The organism is uncultured Clostridium sp., assembly GCF_947036855.1.
Classification (GTDB): Bacteria; Bacillota; Clostridia; order Clostridiales; family Clostridiaceae; genus Sarcina.
This window is the reverse complement of the sequence record NZ_CAMQRY010000188.1, coordinates 1-3,459: the sequence shown is the minus strand read 5'-3', so window position 1 is coordinate 3,459 and position 3,459 is coordinate 1. Positions and strand designations below refer to the sequence as shown.

The following is a 3,459-nucleotide window of genomic DNA, read 5'->3' as shown; positions in this document are numbered from 1 at the left end:
TCTTCATCATATACCATAAATGATACTACATCAGAACCATCTTCTTTCGCTCTTAATTCATTCATATACTTATAATTTTTTCTTAAAAGCATATTATTTTCACATATAATAAGTTCTTGTAGTTCATAACCATTCTGTTCTATATCAAGTTCTATTACTTTTGACATATTTTTATTTACTTTAACAGGAACTTTAAAATTCCATTCTCCATCAATAACAACAGATTTTTTATCTTCATATATGCTACTGTTTTCAATCCTATCCAGTTCTATTTCAAAACTAAACTCATTTGGAACTTCTCCAAGTTCTGATAAATTATAACTTTCCATTCCTACAAAAGTGTTCTTATTTATAAATCTGCCTTGTATTCCACTAGCTCCAAATTTATGTTTCCACATTTCCTCATCTGAAAAACTTACACTTCCTTTAATATCATAATCATTCATTAAGACATTGCTTCCAAGCTTATTTTCATCATCCATATCAGATAAATATTTAAAACCATCTTCATTCTCTATAATATATGAAACATATAAAAATACTCCATCTGAAAAAGTTTCTAATATTGTTACTTTTACACCATTAGAAGTTACACTTTGATTCACCACTGTTCCAAACTCTGATAAATCATATGCTCCTCCCGATACTGTTTCTTCTATCAGTTTAAAAACATTACCAACTAAAGGTATCTTTGATGCAAGTGCTGGATTACTTACTCCAAATATCATAAATCCAGTAAGCCCTGCTGCTATAAATCCACCACGCTTTATAAATTTTCTTTTTTTGCTTTTAAACTTTTCTTTTTCTGCTTTCTCTGCCCCTTTATCTATTGCTTCATCTATATTCTTTGGTATTTTTATATCATCAAAATCTTTAATACTCATTCATGTAATCCTCCCTTAAATATTTCTTTAAAGCTTCTTTACCTCTTCTTATATGGCTTTTCACCGTACTACTTGGAATATCTAAAACTTCTGCTATATTATCTATACTCATATCATTAAAATATCTAAGCATTATAACTGACTTATATATTGGTTTTAGCTTATCCATAGCACTATATAAATCCATCTTCTCACAAGTTGAATTTTTACTCTCATCAACTATTAAAGGACTATCATCTTCTGTATAAACATATTTCTCTTCCTTTTTAAGTTCTCTTATAGCTGTATTTATAAGTATTCTTGTTATCCAAGTCTTAAAAAACTCTTCTTTCTTAAGCTTTGATATATTCATCATTCCCTTATACGTTGCCTCACTTAGTATATCTAAAGCTCTCTGCTCATCTTTCACATAACTATATGCAATCTTATATAAATTCTCTTTATTCTCTTTTATAAGACTTACATAACTTTCTTTATCTCCCTTAACTGCTTTTTTAATAAGACTTTCTTCCTTTTTCAAAACCTTTTTCGTGTGCCATGGTAATGAAATTATATTTTGCATATTTCTCCCCTTAACCCTTCCTATCTATTTAAACTTTAATAGCTATTTCAATTTAAGTTGTAATCTGTTAACCTCTTACACTAATTAGAGCATTTTACTTTTAATAAAGTTACAAATTTTTATAAATTTATTTTAAATCTTTATTTAAGCATAAAAACGAATACTCAAAACAAGCCTATTTTTATAATGAATTGTTTTCTTTTTATGTAAAATTATTTAAGTATTCAATCTACTATTACTCTCTAATATTAGATATACCCTCAATATCTAACATTAAAGTTAATATTTTCAGATATTCTTTTTTTAAAAATCTCACTTTTTTTCATGAAATTTCCCTCAATTTTTTTAATGATTTTCTCATTTACGTAAACATTACATAAAAACCCCAAAAAAAAATTCATAATACTTCCAATAGTTATTTTAAATTGGGTTTTAAGGAGTTTCTTTCCATTACTTCTTTTAGCAACAAAATGCTATAATTTATAAACGTAATGGGAAAATATAATAATTCATTACTATTAAAAAGAAAGAAAAGAGGTTATTTAATGTTAACAGTATTTGAAAGTAGCAAAAATACACAGCTTGATTTGTGTAATTGCTTTAGTTTTAATCCTATGTCTGTAATTCTGACGGATATCTTAGGAGTTCCCCATGAAGAAGGTTGTAAGCTTATAGAAAGTGAATGTTTTACTAAAGTAAACATAAAATCTTTAGATGCTCATGAATCTGAAAATTGGATATATATCAATGATACTTATATACCAAAAAGTTTTATATCACATATGTATGTTTTTAATAATAGTCTTTATTTTTACTCAATGAAAATTTATATGATAAATGGTTCATACACTATGACTTCATATTTAAAATCACATGAAGAGTTCTTTAAAAGAGTAGCACCACATGCTTTTGTTGTAAAAAATGATAAACTTGATTCAAGATATGATATAAATGATTTATTTATTTCTGAACTTAAAAAAAATAGTACAAGCATTGTAGATGCTATAAAAACAAGACCAAACTACTTTGATAGCTTTATAAAATCACTACATACTAAAGTCGCAAAATAAAAAGATTTGCATAAAAGACTTACATATTTATAGGTTCTCATATTTGTTGAATTTGCTTTAACTGAGAATCAGTAAAGACTTGTTAGATTATTTTTAATCTGATGACGAGTATATCTCTATCTATTAAATAGCTCCTAAACTTAGGGATGCATATTTTTATTTAGTAGATAACTAAGAAAAGCAGATTCATAAACGAATCTGCTTTTCTCGAATTTCTATTCTATTTTATGTAAATATCTATTACTTATAACTCACATTTCACCAAAACCTACGCAAGTTCAAGCATTATTAAATGTTCTCTTTCCTTAAATCCAGCCTTCTCATAAAAACCAAGTGTCTTAGGATTTCTAAGTGTTTGAAGTGATACATGATTAATATCTTTTCTTTTAAGTTCTTCTATGTAATAATCTAAAGTTTTTGAACCAATCCCCTTACCTTGTAGTGTACTATCCACACACAGTTCTTTTATAAAGCATCTAGTTCCATCATAGTAATCTTCCTCATGTCCAACAATTATTGCACAAGGTTCCTCTTTAAGATATGTTAATAAACCAAAATGGTTGTCCTCTTTTACTATTTGAGAAATTCTTTTAAGTGAAGTTTCCATTGTCCACTTTTCAAACCAAGGTGCTGCATTAAAGCACTCCATATATATTTTAGCTGCTACTTTTAAATTATCTTTTGTTATTCTTTTGAAATTCATAATTTTTCTCCTAATCCTCTGTTTATTATCTATGTATTTTTTCTATATGTAAACTTTAGCCTTTGCTAAATCTATACTCTCTAAAAACTGTAACTATGAAATTAAACTATAATACTCCCTTCTTGTCAAATCTCATATCTAATTCTCCTAATTATTTGTTTTGTATCTAAATTTTTCTACAACTATTTATAAGTGTTTAAAATTAATTAAAAAAGTAACACCAACATTTACTGTTGATGC

Annotated in this window: 4 protein-coding genes; 1 reads left to right on the top strand and 3 read right to left on the bottom strand. The window is 26.6% G+C overall.

What is annotated here, in order from left to right; translation table 11 throughout:
* Together Q0V15_RS12500 and Q0V15_RS12495 are read right to left on the bottom strand one after the other, a co-directional pair.
* Nucleotides 1-884 (bottom strand): DUF4179 domain-containing protein (locus Q0V15_RS12500; RefSeq protein ID WP_297439475.1); only part of this gene is annotated, 884 nt, incomplete at its 3' end.
* Nucleotides 874-1,446 carry a sigma-70 family RNA polymerase sigma factor gene (locus Q0V15_RS12495; protein ID WP_297439474.1) on the bottom strand — a complete coding sequence of 191 codons (573 nt, stop codon included), beginning with the start codon at nucleotides 1,444-1,446 and terminating at the stop codon, nucleotides 874-876. The genes Q0V15_RS12500 and Q0V15_RS12495, both read right to left, overlap by 11 nt.
* Nucleotides 1,447-1,991: 545 nt before the next feature.
* Here Q0V15_RS12495 and Q0V15_RS12490 point away from each other — a divergent pair.
* Entirely contained in the window at nucleotides 1,992-2,516 is a 525-nt protein-coding gene (locus Q0V15_RS12490; RefSeq protein ID WP_297439473.1) for a hypothetical protein, read from the top strand.
* A 268-nt stretch (nucleotides 2,517-2,784) separates the two neighbouring features.
* Here the strand turns inward: Q0V15_RS12490 and Q0V15_RS12485 are convergent, their stop codons facing one another.
* On the bottom strand, nucleotides 2,785-3,219 hold the full coding sequence (locus Q0V15_RS12485; protein WP_297439472.1) for a GNAT family N-acetyltransferase: 435 nt from the start codon (nucleotides 3,217-3,219) through the stop codon (nucleotides 2,785-2,787).
* Between the last annotated feature and the right edge of the window lie 240 nt (nucleotides 3,220-3,459).